General features: G+C 42.9%; 16 protein-coding genes. 7 read left to right on the top strand and 9 right to left on the bottom strand.

The window, feature by feature from the left end; translation table 11 throughout:
- Positions 1–36 precede the first annotated feature (36 nt).
- On the top strand, positions 37–1,626 hold the full coding sequence (gene abc-f, locus DSL64_RS12040) for a ribosomal protection-like ABC-F family protein (protein WP_115831137.1): 1,590 nt from the start codon (positions 37–39) through the stop codon (positions 1,624–1,626).
- Between the two features lie 58 nt (positions 1,627–1,684).
- Here the strand turns inward: abc-f and DSL64_RS12035 are convergent, their stop codons facing one another.
- Positions 1,685–2,068, bottom strand: a complete 384-nt coding sequence (locus DSL64_RS12035) for a VOC family protein (RefSeq protein ID WP_115831136.1) — start codon at positions 2,066–2,068, stop codon at positions 1,685–1,687.
- 524 nt (positions 2,069–2,592) lie between these two features.
- Between DSL64_RS12035 and gnd the strand changes: the two genes are divergently transcribed.
- Genes gnd through pgl form a run of 3 tightly spaced genes read left to right on the top strand, consistent with a single transcriptional unit; the run spans position 2,593 to position 6,253 of the window.
- The gene (gnd, locus tag DSL64_RS12030; protein WP_115831135.1) at positions 2,593–4,008 is read left to right on the top strand and encodes an NADP-dependent phosphogluconate dehydrogenase; all 1,416 of its coding nucleotides are present in this window, start codon (positions 2,593–2,595) and stop codon (positions 4,006–4,008) included.
- Between the two features lie 12 nt (positions 4,009–4,020).
- Positions 4,021–5,526, top strand: coding sequence for a glucose-6-phosphate dehydrogenase (gene zwf / locus DSL64_RS12025; protein WP_115831134.1), 1,506 nt, complete (start codon positions 4,021–4,023; stop codon positions 5,524–5,526).
- A 4-nt stretch (positions 5,527–5,530) separates the two neighbouring features.
- Positions 5,531–6,253, top strand: coding sequence for a 6-phosphogluconolactonase (gene pgl / locus DSL64_RS12020; RefSeq protein WP_115831133.1), 723 nt, complete (start codon positions 5,531–5,533; stop codon positions 6,251–6,253).
- A gap of 79 nt (positions 6,254–6,332) precedes the next feature.
- Here the strand turns inward: pgl and corA are convergent, their stop codons facing one another.
- Together corA and DSL64_RS12010 are read right to left on the bottom strand one after the other, a co-directional pair.
- Positions 6,333–7,457 (bottom strand): magnesium/cobalt transporter CorA, encoded by a 1,125-nt coding sequence (gene corA / locus DSL64_RS12015; protein WP_199539380.1) that lies wholly within the window; start codon positions 7,455–7,457, stop codon positions 6,333–6,335.
- Between the two features lie 8 nt (positions 7,458–7,465).
- Positions 7,466–8,317 (bottom strand): universal stress protein, encoded by an 852-nt coding sequence (locus DSL64_RS12010; protein WP_115831132.1) that lies wholly within the window; start codon positions 8,315–8,317, stop codon positions 7,466–7,468.
- A gap of 374 nt (positions 8,318–8,691) precedes the next feature.
- On the opposite strand from DSL64_RS12010, the gene DSL64_RS12005 reads away from it, so the two are divergent.
- On the top strand, positions 8,692–10,089 hold the full coding sequence (locus tag DSL64_RS12005; RefSeq protein WP_115831131.1) for a dicarboxylate/amino acid:cation symporter: 1,398 nt from the start codon (positions 8,692–8,694) through the stop codon (positions 10,087–10,089).
- A gap of 26 nt (positions 10,090–10,115) precedes the next feature.
- Complete coding sequence (locus DSL64_RS12000; protein ID WP_115831130.1) at positions 10,116–10,472, top strand: ArsC family reductase; 357 nt, start codon at positions 10,116–10,118, stop codon at positions 10,470–10,472.
- Positions 10,473–10,522: 50 nt separating this feature from the next.
- On the opposite strand, the gene DSL64_RS11995 is transcribed toward DSL64_RS12000, so the two are convergent.
- The gene (locus tag DSL64_RS11995; protein WP_115831129.1) at positions 10,523–11,173 is read right to left on the bottom strand and encodes a hypothetical protein; all 651 of its coding nucleotides are present in this window, start codon (positions 11,171–11,173) and stop codon (positions 10,523–10,525) included.
- A 50-nt stretch (positions 11,174–11,223) separates the two neighbouring features.
- Entirely contained in the window at positions 11,224–12,456 is a 1,233-nt protein-coding gene (locus DSL64_RS11990) for a THUMP-like domain-containing protein (protein WP_115831128.1), read from the bottom strand.
- A 256-nt stretch (positions 12,457–12,712) separates the two neighbouring features.
- On the opposite strand from DSL64_RS11990, the gene acs reads away from it, so the two are divergent.
- On the top strand, positions 12,713–14,602 hold the full coding sequence (acs, locus tag DSL64_RS11985; protein ID WP_115831127.1) for an acetate--CoA ligase: 1,890 nt from the start codon (positions 12,713–12,715) through the stop codon (positions 14,600–14,602).
- Positions 14,603–14,828: 226 nt separating this feature from the next.
- Here acs and DSL64_RS29410 read toward each other — a convergent pair whose 3' ends face one another.
- Genes DSL64_RS29410 through DSL64_RS11965 form a run of 4 tightly spaced genes read right to left on the bottom strand, consistent with a single transcriptional unit; the run spans position 14,829 to position 17,554 of the window.
- Complete coding sequence (locus DSL64_RS29410; RefSeq protein WP_115831126.1) at positions 14,829–14,957, bottom strand: FeoB-associated Cys-rich membrane protein; 129 nt, start codon at positions 14,955–14,957, stop codon at positions 14,829–14,831.
- A gap of 17 nt (positions 14,958–14,974) precedes the next feature.
- The gene (locus DSL64_RS11975) at positions 14,975–15,511 is read right to left on the bottom strand and encodes a YfiT family bacillithiol transferase (RefSeq protein WP_115831125.1); all 537 of its coding nucleotides are present in this window, start codon (positions 15,509–15,511) and stop codon (positions 14,975–14,977) included.
- Between the two features lie 38 nt (positions 15,512–15,549).
- Entirely contained in the window at positions 15,550–16,341 is a 792-nt protein-coding gene (locus DSL64_RS11970) for an inositol monophosphatase family protein (RefSeq protein ID WP_115831124.1), read from the bottom strand.
- Entirely contained in the window at positions 16,331–17,554 is a 1,224-nt protein-coding gene (locus DSL64_RS11965; protein WP_115831163.1) for a lipoprotein N-acyltransferase Lnb domain-containing protein, read from the bottom strand. The genes DSL64_RS11970 and DSL64_RS11965 overlap by 11 nt, the downstream gene beginning before the upstream one ends.
- Between the last annotated feature and the right edge of the window lie 4 nt (positions 17,555–17,558).

Here is a 17,558-nt window from a genome sequence, read left to right as displayed (position 1 = left end):
GGCTGCCATTATTCACGTCTAAAAACGAAAGGAATTATGTTAATTCTTCAGCATCTTACATATATACATTCCAATAAAGATTTATTGTTTGAAAACATCGATCTGAGTATATCGGATCACAATAAGGTTGCATTGATCGGCAACAACGGAACGGGGAAATCAACCTTACTGAAAATTATTGCAGGTCAACTCACTCCATCCGGCGGTTCCGTTCATATGGATTCTGCCCCGTATTATGTTCCTCAGCATTTCGGTCAATACGATTCACTCACCGTTGGTGACGCGTTAAAAGTGAATACAAAACTGAATGCATTGCATGCAATTCTCGCGGGAGATGCGAGCGAAGAAAATATGAACGCGTTGGATGATGACTGGATGATCGAGGAGAAATGTGCGCAGGCATTGGAAAGCTGGCAATTGGATGAGCTGAGTTTGGATCAACCCATGGCTGAGCTCAGTGGTGGCCAGAAGACTAAGGTTTTTCTGGCAGGAATCTCTATTCACCAACCTGATCTGGTATTGCTGGACGAGCCGGGCAACCACCTCGACAGAGCCGGAAAGCAACTTCTTTTCGACTTCTTGGATTCCTGGCAAGGTGCTATTCTGCTTGTGAGCCATGATCGTGAACTACTCAATCATTTTGATATGATTGCAGTCCTGAAAAAGCAGGGTATTACTTTGTATGGCGGTAATTATGAATTCTATCTGGAACAAAAAGAGATAGAAGCTAACGCTTTACAGGAGGATTTAAAGAGTAAGGAAAAAGCACTGCGGAAAGCAAAGGAAGCGGAAAGAGAGACGGCAGAGCGGCAGCAAAAACTGGATGCACGGGGACGAAAAAAACAGGAAAAAGCCGGATTGCCGAAAATCATGATGAATACCTTTAAAAACAGTGCGGAAAACAGTACTGCAAAGCAGAAGGACCTGCATGCTGAAAAGGTTGGTGGCATCGCCAGGGAATTGAGCGACTTACGGAGTGCTGTTACCGCACATGATAAAATGAAGATTGATTTCGACCATTCCAGGTTGCATCAGGGCAAAATTCTGATCACGGCTGAAGAAGTCAATTTTGGCTATGCAGGCAAAATGCTTTGGGGCCAACCGCTCTCATTTCAGATTGTCAGCGGTGAAAGGATTGTACTGCGTGGTGCGAATGGTTCAGGGAAATCAACGTTGATACAGCTGATTTTAGGGCAGAGTGAGCCGGTTAGGGGAAATATGATTACCAACTTTGGTCATGCCTTGTATATTGATCAGGATTATTCTTTGATACGTGGTTCCATTTCTATTTTTGAAATTGCACAAACTTTCAACCAGATGGGCTTGCAAGAGCACGAAGTGAAGATCAGGCTGAATCGTTTCCTGTTTCCAAAAGAATATTGGGATAAACCGTGTGATGCATTGAGTGGCGGCGAAAAAATGAGATTGATGTTATGTTGTCTCACGATTCAGCAACAATCTCCCGAAATAATTATTCTGGATGAACCGACCAATAATCTGGATATTCAGAATGTGGAGATTCTGACAAACGCGATCAATGAATACAGGGGAACACTGCTGGTGGTATCCCACGATGACTGGTTTCTGAGGGAGATTGGTGTAGAGAGGAGCATTGAATTCAGTTAGTTTTCATTTGGTCAGAGCAGGAATTGTCTTCCCGTTCTGACCAAATGAAATTAAAAGTTTATTGCATGGAATGTAGTCCGATGGAGTTGCCTTCTGTATCGGAAACAATACCACAAAATCCAAAATCGCCGATATCCATTTTGGGTGTGATTACTTTGCCACCGGCTGCTTCTACGCGTGCAAGCTCAACAGCACAGTCTTCACAAACGAAATAAATCAGTGTACCCTTTGCGCTTGGTGCGCCCATCTCATCTTTTACCAGGCATCCCGACGCGCCCGGAGCGTTTTCATCTCCTGGAAAAGCCATCATTTTTCCGGTTGTTCCTTCAGGATTGGGTAATTCAATGAGCGATACACCTAATACAGTTTCATAAAATTTTTGGGCTCTGTCCATGTCCGTTACATAGATTTCGAACCAGCCTATTGGATTTTGTGCTGCCATAAGTATTCAGGGATTGTTTGGGTTGGTGGTCAGTAAATTTTCTAAAATTTATCGGATCTTACAATCAATCAGCGTATTATGTTTTTGCTAGTGAGAGCTCTGAATTCGGCAGGATAAGCTGGATGAATGTGAAATGTAATATAAATTCTATAGAAATACTACATAAGGATATGTTTTTTATAGTTAATTATAACGATAGTATCGCCGGTTTTACACCGAATGATGCAAATAATATCTTGTAAATTAACCAGCTGTGTTGTTTCTTTGCCCGCAGATAGCCGGAAATGACGAATGTCATGAAAATGTATTCGAAATAGGTTGGCTGAAGTATAAATTTTATTGATTGTCAGACGAATAAAACAGTGAGAATTTTACCTTGTCTTATTTAATGTGCCGCTTCTGAACACAGATGCGGCTTTTTTATGTTCATAGGTTGTAATTCGAAATTGTCAGTATGAGAATGGCAGGAATTGCTTTTTTTAGAACCTGGTATTGCACCTAATTTTACTTTACTGAAATAATTTATGGCAGATAACTTATTCGATTTTGGGATGATCGGACTTGGGGTAATGGGCAGAAATCTATTACTCAATGTCGCTGATCATGGTTTTTCCGTTATCGGTTTTGATAAGGATAATGCGAAGACAACAGCATTAGAGGATTCAGCTACCGAAGGTACAACTGTAAAAGGTGTGCCTGATCTTGCAGAAATGGTGCAGGGATTGAAAACTCCGCGAAAACTCATGATGCTTGTACCTGCAGGTAAGCCCGTAGATGATGTGATAGCTTCTCTGATTCCCTTGCTGGATAAAGGCGATGTGGTGATTGACGGAGGAAACTCACATTATACAGATACGCTTAGAAGAGTAGAATATCTGAAAGAAACAGGTATCAATTTCATGGGAATGGGTGTTTCCGGTGGTGAAAAAGGAGCCAGAACGGGTCCGAGTATGATGCCGGGAGGGAATGAAGCTGCTTACGAGCATGTGAAACCTATCCTTGAATCTATCGCTGCAAAGGTGGGCGGCGTTCCTTGTGTGGACTATCTGGGTAAAGGTGGTGCAGGTCACTACGTGAAGATGGTACACAACGGAATTGAGTATGCAATTATGCAGCTGATCAGCGAGTCGTATGTAATCCTGAAAAAAGGCGGACTGACTAACGAGCAGTTGCATGAAACTTTTAAATCCTGGAATGAAGGCTTATTACAGTCGTTCCTGGTTGAAATTACAGCTGATATTTTCGCTCAGAAAGACGATAAAACAGACGCACATCTTGTGGATGTGATATCAGATAAAGCAGGTTCAAAAGGTACAGGAAAATGGACGTCTCAGGATTCTATGGAGCTTCCGGTAGCCGTTCCTGTGATTGATACTGCCGTGGCAATGCGTACATTGTCAGGTTACAAAGATGAGCGCGTGCAGGCTTCTTCGCTATATGCAGACGAAACTCAGGGAGAGGCTCCTTCGCAGGAAGAACTGATTGCCATGGTACATGATGCGCTTTATTTTGCTACTATATTAAGCTACGCACAGGGATTGGCGATGTTGTTCCAGGCTTCCAAAGAATTAGCTATGGATATTCCACTTCCGAAAGTAGTAAGCGTGTGGAGAGGTGGCTGTATTATCCGTTCTTCGTTATTGGAGGTATTTACCAAAGCATACGCAGAGAATAAGCATTTGTCCAACATTCTGTTGAGCGGAGAGGTAGCTAAGATTGTTAAATCGACATTGAAAAATACAAGAGCTGTAGTGGCACTTGCTGCAAGCGAAGGTATTGCAGCGGGCGCACTGATGTCGTCTCTTGCCTACTTTGATGCTTTCAGAAGCGAGCGTATGTCAACAAACCTGATCCAGGCACAACGTGACTTCTTCGGAGCACATACTTATCAGCGTATTGATATCCCCGGTACTTTTCACACAGAATGGGGCCAAAACTAAATTTTGAATTTTATGCAAACAAATAAGCGTCCCCCTGCATCGGTAATCTTCATTTTCGGAGGAAGCGGGGACTTGAATTATAGAAAACTTACTCCGGCGTTATATAACTTATTTCTGGACAACTGGATGCCCGAGCAATTTGCTATTGCGGGTATTGGCAGAAGTCCTTATTCCAACGAGGCGTATCACACGCATTTGCTCGACGGGGTAAGTAAATTCTCCAGAAGGAAAGATCAGGAAAATGAACACTGGGCTGATTTCGCTCAGCATGTTTCCTATCTGCAAATGGATGGAGACGATGCGGCGGCCTATCACAAGATTACTGATGTTGTGAAGGAAAAGGAAGAAGAATGGGGAGTGCATCCTAACGTAATCTTTTACCTTGCTGTAGCACCTCAGCTTGTACCTTCTATTGCTGAAAAACTTGGCGCATTGAAGATTTGCTCAGACAAAAGCAGTACGCGTATTGTAGTTGAAAAACCATTCGGGCATGACCTGAAAAGCGCGCATGAACTGAATGAGCTGCTTGCAGGTATGTTTACCGAAGAACAGATTTTTCGAATTGACCACTACCTGGGTAAAGAAACAGTTCAGAATATATTGGCACTACGCTTTGCAAATGCGCTGTTCGAGCCATTGTGGAACAGAAACTACATTGAGCATGTACAAATTACGGCTGCAGAAAGCGTAGGTCTTGAAGGTCGTGGTGGTTATTTTGAGCGTTCGGGCGCATTAAGAGATATGGTTCAGAACCATATTCTTCAGATCCTTTGTATGGTTGCGATGGAGCCACCGGTATCTTTTGATGCTAATGAGGTACGTAACAAAAAAGTGGATGTATTGAATGCAATCCGTAGAATTTCCAAGGATCAGGTACACGACTATGCAGTACGCGGACAATATTCTAAAGGTTGGAAAAAAGGGCAGCAAGTTGTAGGCTACAGAGAAGAGGAGGGAGTGAATCCTGAGTCAAATGTAGAGACATTTGCAGCGGCCAAGTTTTATATTGATAACTGGAGATGGCAGGGAGTACCTTTTTATGTGAGAACGGGTAAGTTCTTAAATGAAAAGACAACACATATCACGTTGCAGTTCAAGCCTGCACCTCACTATGCGTTCCCGTCGGAATCTGCTGAAACGTGGAGATCCAACAGGTTGACAATCAGTATTCAGCCTAATATGGATATCAGTATCCGTTTCCAGACAAAACGTCCGGGACAGACTATGAACCTGGATCCTGTGGATATGACGTTTGATTATGGCGTTCCAGGCGAACATTTGCCTGAGGCTTATGAAACGTTACTGCTGGATGTGATGGAAGGCGATGCGACATTGTTTATGCGTGGCGACCAGGTGGATGCTGCCTGGAAGGTAATTATGCCAATCCTTGAAACATGGGAAAACCGTCGTCCATCCAACTTCCCGAACTATGTTCCGGATTCATGGGGGCCAGACGAAGCGGATGCGTTGATCGCCCGTGACGGACATACATGGATTAATTTTCCACCACACGATTGAGTCTATGGAAATTCACGTATCAAAAAATACAGCTGACCTGAGTAAAGACCTTGCGGATAGGATTGTCACATTGATTGATGCTACCCTTGGCAAGCAGGATCGGTTTACTTTCGTTTTGTCGGGAGGAAGTACGCCCAAGGCACTTTATGCATTGCTTTCTGAGTCTCCTTACAGCGAGAACATTCCCTGGGAGAAAGTTCATTTCTTTTGGGGAGATGAAAGGGCAGTTCCTTTCGAGGATGAAAGAAATAATGCCAAAATGTGCTACGATCAGCTTTTGAATAAGGTAAACGTTCCTGCTGAGAATATCCATATTATGCGTACGGATGTATCTCCCGAAGAATCTGCAGCGGCTTATGAAAAAGTGTTGAAATCATATTTCAAAGACGGTGAATCCACTTTTGATTTTGTATTGCTGGGCATGGGAGACGATGGACATACCTTATCGCTGTTTCCGGGAACGGAAGTGGTGCATGAAAGCGAAGCATGGACATCTGCTTTCTTTCTTCAGGCGCAGGATATGTATCGCATCACGCTAACTGCTCCTGTAGTCAATGCTGCGAAATATGTGGCATTTATGGCAACGGGAGCCGGTAAAGCTGAGACTTTGAAAAGTGTATTGGAAGGTGATCAGAATCTGGATAAATTCCCTTCTCAGATTATCAAGCCAGTAAACGGAGAATTACACTGGTTCGTTGATGAAGCGGCAGCAGCTCAGTTGTCATAGTAATCTCAAATCGATTGCATATTAAAAGTGCTTCGGGAGCGATCCTGAAGCACTTTTGTTTTTTGTTTCAACATTTGAATCAGAACCATCGCCTCCACTTGAAATAGAATACCATTCCTACAGTAACCAACAGCATGAGCGCCCAGGTATAAAAATAACCGTAGTGGAAGTGCAACTCGGGCATATTATCAAAGTTCATTCCGTATACACCTACAATGAAAGTCAGCGGCATGAAGATGGCTGAAAAAATAGTCAGCGTTTTCATCACCGCATTCATCCTGTTACTCATGGTGGACAAATGAACGTCCGCCAAGCTGGCCAGCAATTCTCGGTAAGAATCAATGGTGTCAATCATTTGCACGACATGATCGTACAAGTCGCGGTAATACGGTACTGACTTTTTACTAACCAGAGGGTTGTCTTCCCTGATCAGTTGATTGATAATATCCCGAACCGGCCAGATAAACCTGCGCACGAGTGTTATCTCACGTTTTAAGGCATATAAATCTGCCAGCGTAAAATGTTTAGATCCTCTTATAACCTGATCTTCAGCCAGGTCAAGCTGATCACCCAGCTTTTCAAGAATAATGAAGTAGTTGTCAATGACTACATCCATCAAAGCAAACATCAGGTAATCCGCTCCGTTTTTACGGGTTTTGCCTACAGACGCTTTTAACCTGGCCAGCACGGAGGTAAATATGTCGTCGCTTAACTCTTCCTGAAATGAGATCAGATAATTATGTCCGAGAACAAAACTGACATGCTCAGCACTGATCGAAAGCGGCAGTTCACTGTCAATATGGAGCATTTTAAGTGTGACAAAAAGATGACCGCTGTCGTACAGCTCAATTTTAGGTTTGTGCTCTGTATTAACGACATCTTCCAATAAAAGCGGATGCAGCTCATATAGTGTACCTAGCTTTTCAATCAGAGATGTTTGATGGATACCATCTACATTGAGCCAGGTGATTAACCCTTCTGATCGCTCTCCGGGTACACATTCAATTAATGACTTGACAACACTCTCCGAAAATACTTTTTCATTGTACTGAATCTTTTTTATCCTTGTTTTTAACTCAGTTTCGGGACCTATGTACACAAGTGTTCCAGGCGATGTAAGCAGATTGTGCCGCTTGTAACGCTTGGTTTTGGGAGGTTTCTCTCCTTTTTTAGGTACGAGGTTTGTGGTGTCAGATGTATTCAAGGTATACTTTACTTAAGATGAAATACCAGTAACGGAACATGTGTATCAATCACCAGTTTTTTAGTCACACTCGGATTGATCAGAAATTCTTCAATAAAGGAACGCTCGCGCGAGGACATAATCAACAGGTCGGCCTGTACTTCATCACAGTATTGTTCAATTCCGTCGATTACATATCTCGCCTTCCGGATTACAATATCTTCATTTGCTATCGTGAATTCACTTTTAATTTCACTGATAAATTGATTGTCGGGCTGTATATCCGGCTGTGTGTCGGCGCTCACTTTGAGTAATTGTAGTTTTGCACCCAGGTGGTTCATCAGCACAAATACTTCCCTTAATATGTCTCTTTCTTCATATTCAAATTGTGTCGCATATACCACACGGCTGAATTTTTTCGGTGTCACCTGAGGCGGAATAATCATGACAGGGCAAGGCGAATGTAGTGCTATGCTTGTAGCAGAACTACCGATCAGTTTATCCAGAAAGCCCCCTGTTCCGGTACGCCCCATGATGATCAGGTCCGGATTATGTTCCTTTACCGCTTCTTCAACCGCCGATTGAACGCCACCCACAGCCCATATTGTACTGGCCAGATATCCTTCATCTTTCAAAGTTTGTGCATATTCGTTAAGCCGGTTCTCAAATTCGTGTTCAAGCTCAGCCGTCACAGAATAGAAATCAGGGGAGCCTACTCCCGGCAATACATTACCTTGCAAAGTCGTGGTATCAGCTATGTAAGGCTGATAGGCATGAAGTATCAGCAATGAAGTTGTTTCTTTGTCTGCAATAATCTTGGCTGCTGCAAGAGCGCGGTCGGCATTTTCAGAGAAGTCAACAGGAATGAGGATTCGATTCATGTGGAAAGTGGTTAAATTCAGAAATAGTATTTAGATATTATCCTGGTAAGTTAAATCCAACAAATGATGATAAATCCTGTTTTTTATAAAAATAACAAATATTTAACACCACTATACGAAGCAGTTCAAATACCATGCCATGCAGGGGTAAGTTGAAATATCCTCAGGTGTTACTCCGACCATCGGTAATGCTCTAAAACGATTCTTTGTTTGGTTGATTATGAGATAAATAATACAAGGTGGTAGAAAAATTGGGATATGCTTTTGTATTATTTTGTAATTCGTGTGAATTGCGGTCGGGCGTGCAGTGTTCGTTAAAATGATTTTCCCTATGTTTACCTTTTATATCGCATATCCTACACCAAATTTTCTGTATGAAGAGCAAAATTACCATTGTTAATATAGCCCTCATTAGTGTTGCTGCCATTGCCACCGTTCTGAATGCTTACAATATCGTTTCCATACAGGACGAGGTCCTGCTTGTGTTACGTTGGCTTGCATTGGCGGGGCTGCTCGTATTCGCATTTATCAAAAGAAATCTAACCACCTCTATTCTGATCTCAATGCTGGTTGGAACAGAAATTGGTTATGATTTTCCGGAAATGGGGACCAATCTTCATTTTCTAAGACAGATATTTCTGCAAATGATTAAGACGGTGATCGCGCCGTTGCTATTTGCTACGCTGGTTACTGGGATAGCAGGTCACTCCGACCTGAAACAGGTAGGACGTATGGGATGGAAGTCTCTGGTTTATTTTGAAGTTGTCACCACTTTCGCGCTGTTGATCGGACTTGTTTTTGCAAACTGGTTTAAGCCGGGTGAAGGAATTATTCCACCAGCTTCGCTGAATGCGACGCTTCCTGAAGTGAAGCAACAAACCTGGCAGGACATTATCGTTCACTCATTTCCTGAGAACATGGCGAAGTCTATCTACCATGGCGAAGTGTTGCAGATCGTTGTTTTCAGTGTTTTGTTTGGTGTCAGTCTTGCGATGCTACCTGCCGTTAAGAAAGAAAAGTTTGTTGCCGGCGTAGAACTGCTTGCCGAAGTGATGTTCAAGTTTACCAAAATTATCATGCTTTTCGCTCCGATCGGGGTAGGGGCTGCGATTGCGGAAACGGTTGGTCACATGGGTATTGATGTACTTAAAAATCTGGCGTTACTACTGGCAACCTTGTATTGCGCGCTGGTTGTATTTGTATTGGTTGTGTTTGTACCTGTCGCGCTTATTGCCCGTATTCCGGTTATCAAACTTGCTAAAAATATATTCGAACCATTATCTATTGCATTTGCTACCACCAGTTCGGAGGCCGCGTTACCCAAAGCCATGGAGAAAATGGAGAAGTTTGGTGTACCCCGTCAGATTGTAGCCTTTGTAATGCCAACAGGCTATAGTTTTAATCTGGATGGTTCTACACTTTACCTTGCGTTGGCAACGGTTTTTGTGGCACAGGCAACTGGTACAGAAATGTCTATCGGTCAGCAGATCACCATGGTATTTCTTTTGATGTTAACCAGTAAAGGTGTAGCGGGTATACCAAGGGCGACGCTTGTAATTTTGCTGGGTGCTATTGCAAACTTCGGAATGCCTGAATGGCCCGTGTTGCTGATTATGGGTATCGACGAGCTGATGGATATGGCACGAACCACTGTGAATGTGGCAGGAAACTGCCTGGCTACAGCTGTGGTGGCACGTTGGGAAGGGGAGCTTGACGATGAAAAAATGCATAATTCCGATCAGCTTGCAGTTGACGGAGGTACAGAGGTATAATTTCGAATTTAAAAGTAATTGATAGTATGTTGACTGTATATGGGATTCCCAATTGTAATACTGTAAAAAAAGCGCGTACCTGGCTAGACGAGAACAAAATACCATATACTTTTCATGATTATAAAAAGAAAGGGATTACGGAGGATAAACTGAAAACCTGGTCGGAGGTATTCCCCTGGGAGAAGTTGGTAAACAAAGCAGGTACTACGTGGAAGGCTTTGACAGATGAAGAAAAAGCAGCTGTAAACAATATTGATTCAGCAGTAGTACTAATGACTGATAAAACCTCGGTAATCAAAAGACCTCTGATAGAAGATGAATCTGGAAAAGCAGTGTTGCTTGGATTTTCAGAAGCTGAATATCAGAAAACATTACTTTCGTAAATACACAAATCCCCGGACGTTTGCTCATCCGGGGATTATTTTTTCTGAGGCTATTTCAGAGAAGGAACTTTAACTTTGGCAGCTTCCAGTGCCTTTTGTTTATTCTGTAAATCGGCCAGTGAAGTTTGTGAGTCTGTTTTACCTTTTTCCAGTTCTGCTCTTAGCTCAACCAGTTTTTTTTCAGTTTTGTCGATATCCTTGGTGGTATCTTCAATCTGCTTTTGCAGTTTCTGATGACTTTTTTCAGATGTAGTGAACACTTCATCGGCCAATCGTACCTGCTCGCTTGCGGCAGCGTAATCCGAGAAATCTTTAAGCAATTGCTCTGCGGCTTTGTACGACTGTTCATTTTCACTTGTTACATAAGAGCCGTCGACATTCAGTGCGATAAATACCTTCGAAAGCGTTTTGTTTACCGATGCTACCTGGCTGGTAACCTGAACAGCGTTCGGAGAAATATTTGTGATGCCTGCTTTTTCAATACTGTAATTCCCCTTTTTACCTTTTACTTTTCCATACTTAGCCAGATAAGTTTCCCAATAGTTGCTCAGGTACTTATCCTGTATTCCCTGACTTAGTGTAAGACCTGAAAACTCTTTTTTATCAATTGTTTCTTTTCCCGGAAATACGCTTTGAGCCGATGCCGATATAGAAAGCATAGCAAATAAGGCAACAGCTGCGGAGGCAATGTTTGATTTCATAGTTTTCTTTTACCAAGAAGTTAAGACCGTTTGAACCGGCGTTGAGATGATTATAACGTGGCTGGTTTTCTGCAGGCTACTACAACTTTTTTATTATCGGAAAGTGTAGTTGCGAATAGATAAATGTCGCCACCTTCGTTGAGACGCCATTTTTTTCTCAGGTCTTGAATTTTTGCAGGAAAATTTCTGATTGTCAGATTTGCCTTGTCTTGTCCGATCAATTTCCGGATATCTCCACCGTCAGGTTTACAGTACCCGATGACCTCAAATGTGCGGCCGGGGAAGTGTTCAATGCTATTTTCTGAAGTATACAGGTGACTGCTTGGAGCCAGTTTATAAGCCTCAAGTTTTGTAGCTACAGTCTTAAATGCGCCCGACTTTAATACAGCGGCATGAGGTTCGTAGAGATAACCGAGCGGATTACTGTAAGTCACCAATGCATTCTGCTCTTCTGATTTCGTAAAGTCCAGTGAGGATGTTACATCACCATTGTGATTTAAAACACGTGGTTTCAACTCGAAATCCACTTCGACCGCCTCACGGCGAAGGTGAAATAAAAGTTCCTTACATTCCTGATCGTATCCGATAATGTACACCGCCTTTACATACTTTAACTCTTTTACAGCCAGATCAATATCCAGTAATGGGGATGTTTTAATCAGTATATCCGGAGCTGCTTCCAGCAACAGGTCAAGATGGGCCGGTATATCAGGAGCACAATCAGAAAGTTTTACTACCTTGTCTTTGTTACTATCCCTTCGCGCGGGATCCGAAAAGATCCAGTCTGCTTTGAGCTTTTCAGAAGCGATGGCTCCCACAGAATCGGTATTCCTGACTGTAATATTCTTACAGTTGAATAAACCAAAATTGAAAACAGCTGCATCTGCTACCTCTTTTTGTAGTTCAAAATACATGGCTGACTCAAACTTCCGGCTCATGTAAAATACATCAATTCCCATACCTCCTGTGGTATCAATTAACGATTTGCCCGATACCAGACTCGCTTTGAAACGTGCGGTAGCTTCCGAAGAGCTTTGTTCTACAGAAAGAGCAGGAGGAAACCAGATTTTTGGCTCGGCCACCCACTCTGGAAGTTTTTTGGTAGCTTTTTGTCTTGCATGAATCTGGCCTGCAAGCTTTTTAACATCCACATTTTTAAACCTTGCTGCAGAGAGAAGAAGCTGAGTGATATCGTCGTGCTGATGCACTTCAATAAATGCCAGTTCGGTCTCGGTTAAGCCGTTGTTAAGATGGGTAGAAAGTGGAGGAATTTCGGAGTTCATGAAGCTATTTATGCAGACGGATATTCATTCGAAAGTACAGAAATTTCTGTCAATTGTATTTAGTAAGTAATGTTTCGTATTGTAAAAATTATAAATTTTCATGTTTTTCTAAATGATTATCAGTTGATTCTGATTTAAGTGTTATTTTTTCTCAGAATGAACAATAATTTCTGTTCCTGATTGAGTAGGACTAACCAAATGAAAATTATAAATTGACGGTTATTATCCTATTTCGCTATGTTAACCTGTATTGATCATGAGAATAAAGACCTTTGAAGAATACCAGACAGCCTATCAGCAGAGTGTAGATGATCCCGAAGGTTTTTGGGCTGAAATTGGTCAGCAATTCAAATGGCGCAAACCCTGGAAGAAAGTATTGAGCTGGGATTTCAATGAAGCTAATGTGAAGTGGTACGAAGGTGGCGAAATGAACATCACAGAAAATGCATTGGATCGCCATCTTGAAGAAAGAGGAGATCAGGTAGCTTTGATCTGGGAGCCTAATGACCCGGATGATGAAGCTGTAAGTATTACTTATCGCGTGCTGCATGACCGTGTCTGCAGATTTGCTAACGTACTAAAAAAGCATGGTGTCAAAAAAGGCGACCGTGTTTGTATATATCTGCCAATGGTGCCCGAGCTTACGGTAGCAGTATTGGCATGTGCCCGTATCGGTGCCGTTCATTCTGTTGTTTTCGGAGGGTTTTCTGCCAAATCTATAGCCGACCGGATCAATGATTCGGCCTGTACTATGGTAATCACCTCGGACGGTGCTTTCCGTGGAAATAAGGTGATCCCGATGAAGGAAACTGTTGATACTGCCCTTGATCAGTGCTCAACGGTAAAAAGTGTGATCGTCATGACACGAACAAGGACTCCTGTATCCATGCTGAAAGGCCGTGATTTGTGGTGGGAGGAAGAAGTAAAACATGTCGATTCGATATGCCCTGCGGAACCCATGGATGCAGAGGACACGCTCTTCATTTTATATACATCGGGTTCTACCGGAAAACCTAAAGGTGTGGTGCATACGTGTGGCGGTTATATGATTTTCGCTACTTATACATTTGCCAATGTATTCCAGTACGAACCGGGAGAGATCCATTTCTGTACAGCAGATATCGGCTGGATTACCGGGCACAGCTATATCGTTTACGGACCGCTTTGTTACGGAGCGACATCTGTCGTTTTTGAAGGTGTACCGACTTACCCCGATGCAGGACGTTTATGGCAGATCGTTGCGAAGCATAAAGTGAATATTCTTTATACTGCTCCAACTGCAATTCGTTCGCTGATGAGCTTTGGGCTACATTTCGTAAAGGATCATGATTTGTCCTCGCTTACCAAACTGGGATCGGTAGGAGAGCCAATCAATGAAGAAGCATGGCAATGGTTCAAGCAGAACATTGGTGGCAGTCATTGTCCTCTTGTAGATACATGGTGGCAAACTGAAACCGGCGGTATTATGATATCTCCGCTGGCAGGTATTACACCGGAAAAGCCGACATATGCTACTTTGCCATTACCTGGTATACAGCCTGTACTGGTGGATGAAAACGGTAAGGAGATTGAAGGAAATGGCGTGAGTGGTAATTTGTGTATCAAGTTTCCATGGCCGGGTATTATCCGGACTACCTACGGAGATCATGAACGCTGTAAGCAAACGTATTTCTCTACTTACCCGGGTATGTACTTTACAGGTGATGGTTGCTTAAGAGATGAGGATGGCTACTACCGCATTACCGGTAGGGTGGATGATGTATTGAATGTGTCAGGCCATAGAATTGGAACTGCCGAAGTTGAGAATGCGATTAATATGCACCTCGGTGTGGTGGAATCTGCTGTGGTGGGTTATCCGCATGATATTAAAGGACAAGGGATATATGCCTACATCATTACGGAGTCGAAGCCGGATGATGCAGAAATGTTCCGCAAGGATATTCTGGCAACGGTGTCACGCATTATAGGCCCTATTGCCAAGCCGGACAAAATTCAGTTTGTTTCAGGATTGCCGAAGACGCGTTCAGGGAAAATTATGAGAAGGATTCTCCGGAAAATTTCGGAGGGAGAGATGAATAACCTTGGAGATACGTCCACTTTGCTGGATCCGGCAGTAGTAGAGGAAATCAAAAAAGGAGCGCTGTGAGGCAGTGATTAATTGTTAATGGTAAATGGTTAATTGTTAATGATGACCGGATTCGGGATCTATATTAACAATTAACCATTTTTATTTGCTGATATCAATTACAATGATGTCTATTGATATACAATAATTACAAACAATTGCTCCTAACTGTTTGCTATAGTATTAATAGTTGATAATCATGGTTAGTGGTTTACATTAACCATTAATCCTTAACAATTAACCATTATCATTTACATCCACATCCTTTGTCGCAACCTCCTCCTTTTTTGAGATTAAAGGATTTGTAAAATTTCCAGCCCATAAATCCTGCTGCAACGGCGAATAGGAGCAGAACGATGATTTCTTGTATACCCATGCCGTGAAAACATCAGTTTATTGCCAATTGTTCCTCGCACCCAACTGGAAAGCATGTTGATAATGATGTTCGCTATGCCATGCATAATGCGCTATCATCGTATCCATTCGCACCGTTTCCTGGCTTCCCGGATGGAAATACGTTCTTGCCAGATCCGCGTCATTCATCGAGTTGAGAAGCAATACCCACCGAAGATGCACATAGCGTATCAGTTGAAGCGACAATTCTACCTGTGCTGTTTTCGCGTCTGGCAATTCAGCCCATGCAGTTTCGTCGTAAGGTTTAATAGTTGGATTGTCCTCCGTAAGCGCAAGCCGTGTCCTGGTGTACGCATTGATGTGGCTGTCCGCGACATGATGAACAACCTGCCTGACTGTCCAGCCATTTGGCCTGTAAGGCGTATTTAGTTTTTCATCGTTCCAGCTTCCCAGTAAGTTGATAAACTTGGATGGGAGCGCACTGATGATCTGAATGTTGGTTTTATTTTCAGCAGGTGAGTAGCTATCCTGAGCCGTAAACTGGCCGATAGGGTAACGCAGTTTTTCAAGTTCCATGGTGTTGTGATTTTATAATTTAACGGAATAAGGTCACATCAAAAATTGGACCTTATTACTTCAACGAGTTCCTGATGTGCTCCGGCTGCTGCTATGATATCACCTCCGAAAAGATAGTTATCGCCACCATTAAAATCTGTGACTGTTCCACCAGCTTCCTTGATCATCAATACACCGGCAGCCATGTCCCAGGAGTTAAGATTGTATTCATAGAAACCGTCGAACCTTCCGGCAGCCACATATGCCAGATCCACAGCCGCAGCTCCCATTCTCCGTATACCATGCGTTTTGCGCATCAGCAATTCCAGGATATGCATGTAGCGTTTCTGTTTCTCAAATTTGTAGTAGGGAAAGCCTGTTGCGATCAGACTTTCCTGCAATGTAGGCGTACCTGATACGGAAAGTTTTTTGTCATTACACCATGCTCCTCCATCTTTCCAGGCGTAAAACATCTCGTCCATATTGGGCTGATGAATCACTCCTACCAGCAAGTCTTTTCCTCTGGCTAACCCAACACTTACGCAATAGACAGGAATTCCATGAATGAAGTTGGTTGTTCCGTCCAGAGGATCAATAATCCAGTTCAAAGCATTAGGGTCCGGCTCCTGCCCTGTAGTGCCTTCTTCTGTAATGAAACTGGCTTCCGGTAATATTTCACTCAATCCTGCCACCAGTAGTTTCTCTGCTTCCTTGTCGACGTAGGAAACCAGGTTGTTCAGGTCTTTATATTCTATTTTATCCCGTGAAAAAAGCGCAGCTTCGAGCTGAATAAAAGTCGAAGCTTTTCTAACGAGTTCTACGGTTTGTTGGGTCAGTAATTCAAGATTCATTCGCAATTTTTCCGCCTGACGGAATTTTAGAAAGTGAATTATTCATATAGTAAACCCGGGTAATCAGGGTCAGTAATATAGGAATAACGACCAGATTATGTTTTGCCAGATTTCCGGTTGCACAAAGTAATAGAAATCCATAGAATATCAATAAAAACTGAAACCAGGATGGCTTTCTGGTTGGAGTGATAAAGAAGATCAAGGGCATCCAAAGCGGGAAAGCCCAAAGAATATCGTAGTTGTAGGCCGTTACTCCATGGTTTGTTCCGAACCATAACAAAAGAATGAACCAGCCTATAATTCCTGCAAATCCAAATAAAAATTTATCCAGAAAAAAATTGAGTTTATCTTTTTTGATCTGCCAGTAGGTGAACGCCAGTATGATTGCTGCCAATGCCCAAAAGAAAATCATCGGAGTGATCAGCTCCGCATGATCGGCAGGTTGGGCTATAAAAATATCTCGTTTAGAAGCGATGAGAGGCAATGTTTGCCCTCCGATTTTAATCCTGGAATCGGCGAATGCAGTGCTCAGGTTATCAGGGAGGAAGGTGGCCTGCTCTGGCGTCGCAATCTCATCGGAAGGAGCACCGATCGCCAGATCCATCCCGAAGTCAGCCCATGGGTTTTGTTTGTAGGCATATTTGTCAATCCATTGTCTGAAACTACGTTTTTCATGCGTATATCCCGGAAACTGCAAACTATCTCCACAAGCAGCTTTCAGCGCATCGGCCATCCGGGTAGAGCAGTTGTCGAAAAAGAACTTATACTGATAGAGCCTGTTTTGCGGCAGATAATTGTTTTCCAGGAAGTTGTAAAGCTTCTGTTTCTGAGCAGCTGAAAGGTTTAATACTTCCTCCTTAATAGAACGGTTTTCTGATTCCCAATAGGCTGTCTGGTAATAAAGCGGCCCGACAGATAAAGAATAGGGGAGTGTACCTCTCAGGAATTTGACGTAAAAATTGCCTGTTTCAAAACTGAATGTACCGTAATTATAGGCGCGGTCGATACGCTGAATCGGATCTGAGACCCACAAAACACTATGGCCAAACCCTGAATATAACTCCTTGCCCGGACTTACCGTAATCAGGCTCACCTTGGCTTCAGGACTAAGGGTTTCAAACTGAGCAGTAGCCTGGTGGCAAATCAGTAGGAATGTTAGAGAAAGGGTTAAAAATATCTTTTGTGTAAAGGTGGATTTGCTTAATGTCTTCATGGAG

Origin of the sequence: Dyadobacter luteus (genome assembly GCF_003383615.1) — a bacterium.
In the GTDB taxonomy this organism is placed as follows: Bacteria; Bacteroidota; Bacteroidia; order Cytophagales; family Spirosomataceae; genus Dyadobacter; species Dyadobacter luteus.
Note: the sequence above shows the minus strand (reverse complement) of the source record. Positions and strands in the feature narration are given on the sequence as shown.